The 1,884-nt window shown below is 70.0% G+C and carries 4 protein-coding genes; all 4 read right to left on the bottom strand.

Translation table 11 applies throughout. The features are described 5' to 3' along the window. Positions 1–587, bottom strand: a 587-nt coding sequence (locus tag IV091_RS07105) for a hemerythrin domain-containing protein (protein ID WP_366806983.1), incomplete at its 3' end; no start/stop codon positions are given. Between the two features lies 1 nt (position 588). Then, positions 589–993, bottom strand: coding sequence for a ribonucleotide reductase subunit alpha (locus tag IV091_RS07110; protein WP_293466975.1), 405 nt, complete (start codon positions 991–993; stop codon positions 589–591). Positions 994–1,003: 10 nt separating this feature from the next. Beyond that, positions 1,004–1,654 (bottom strand): nitroreductase, encoded by a 651-nt coding sequence (locus tag IV091_RS07115; RefSeq protein WP_293466978.1) that lies wholly within the window; start codon positions 1,652–1,654, stop codon positions 1,004–1,006. A 10-nt stretch (positions 1,655–1,664) separates the two neighbouring features. Further along, a partial coding sequence (locus IV091_RS07120) for an NnrS family protein (protein WP_293466980.1) occupies positions 1,665–1,884 on the bottom strand: 220 nt, incomplete at its 5' end.

Consider the following 1,884-nt stretch of genomic DNA (forward strand, 5'->3'; position numbering starts at 1 on the left):
GTCTTCATGGCCGAAGGCGCAACGCCCCGGCGCTGCATCATGTCTTCGCTCATGGCCGCCACGGCTTGAGGGGACAAGGCGGCCTGGGCGGCGGGATAGGCCGTGTTGTTTTCGTCGTCCAGGTGCTGCCGGTAAAGCGCGGCGAACTTCGTCAGGGCCGCGGTCTGGGCTGGCGTGAGCGGCGCCCAGCCTGCGGCCGGGCTGTCTGCCACGGCCTGCAACGCGCGGCGGGCCTCGGCCCAGTCAACTTCCATTTGCCGGTGATCCTGCACCAGCCGCTCAACCAGTGCGCGCAGGCTGGCATTTGACCCCGCCAGCAGCGTCGGAAACACATGCAGTTCCTCGTCCTGGTGGTGCAGCGGCGCAGCCAGGTCAAAGTAGCGCATCACGTCGCGCGCGGCCTGCCGGGCCGGCTCGTCGCAGCCTTTGTCCAAAAGGTATTGCTGCAGTTTGGCCTGCAGCGCCAGCATGCGCTCGACCCGGTCGTGGCAGGCGGCCAGCATCTCGAAGGGTGCCTCAAGCCCGGCGGCCGGCGCGCTGTGGCCGGGCAGCATCACCGGCCGGGTCGTTCGGGCAGGATTGCTCATGTCAACCGATCTGGACCGCCTGGCCCTGCGCATCAAAAGGAATGTAGGCGCCATGCTCGCCGCGCTTGATGGCCTCGACCATGCGCTGCAGCGGCTCCTCGGCGTCTTCGGAGGTGGGCGCCCGGTTCACGCTGCCCGACAGGGCGGCGGCAAACACCATGCCCCAGTCCTGGCCGAACTGGCCGGATTCCTGCACCAACGCGGCAAACGACGCCAGTTCGTCGGGGCGCTTGTCGACGCACATCCGCGGCACCAGCGCGCCGCCCTGCCCGGCCTGAAAGCGCTCGCGCTGGGCCGGCGTGGCGTCGTCGGGCAGTTCGACGCCGGCAAACACAAACAGCAAACGCTGCGGCTCGGGCTGGGCGCGGGCAGCCTGCAGCAGGTCGTCAAAACTTGAAATTTCCATGAAATTTTCCTTAAAAAACGTACAAAGAATCGGCCCATTCGGGCGCAGCAGCCGCCTCGCCGGGGCCGGCAAGGCAGGTCACAAAATCGCGCGGCGCCGGGCGCGGGCGGGCCGGCCGGTGCGACTGCACCGTGCCGATGCTGACAAAACACAGCGCCTGTTCGCCGCAGGCCAGGCCAAACAGCCGGCGCAGGCCGTCGGACTTCAGGGCCTTGCCGCTGGTCAGCGCCGAGCCAAAGCCGAGCGCGGTGGCCATCAGCAGCATGTTCTGCACCGCGCAGCCGGCCGACACGATGCGCTCAGCCAGGTCGATTTCCGGGTCGCCGCGCCGGCCATCCACAACGACCAGCATCAGCAGCGGCGAGCGCTGCGCTTTTTCACGCGCCTGCGCCAGCTGCTCGGGCGTGGCGGCGGCGTCGCGCGCCATCAGCGCATCGCCAAAAACATCGGCCAGCCGGGGCCGTGCCGCCTGCGGCACCAGCACGAAGCGCCAGGGCAGCAGCTGGCCGTGGTCGGGCGCGGTGGCGGCTGCCTCCAGCATCAGCGCCAGTTGCCGGGCGTCAGGGCCGGGCGCGGCCAGGCGCTTGGGCAAGGTGGTCTGGCGCGACTGCATCAGCGCTGCTGTCATGTCGGCCAGGTCGGCCAGTTCCATATCGGTCATCAGCACGTCCTCATCCCGCGCGCCCATCGGCGCGCAGGCGGCCATACCAGCCGGCCAGGCGCACGCCCCACACCGCCATCGCACTCGCCCAGAGCAGCGCGGCCAGAAGCAGCAGCCAGGCGCCGAGCGCGCTGGGCGCGGCCGCCGCAATGCGCAGCACCGTGGCGGCCTGCAACAGCCAGAACAGCGTCCACACCAGCCGGTCGGCCACCAGCGCCCGCCCGCTGTGG

Source organism: Polaromonas sp., assembly GCF_018780625.1.
Taxonomy (GTDB): domain Bacteria; phylum Pseudomonadota; class Gammaproteobacteria; order Burkholderiales; family Burkholderiaceae_C; genus Polaromonas.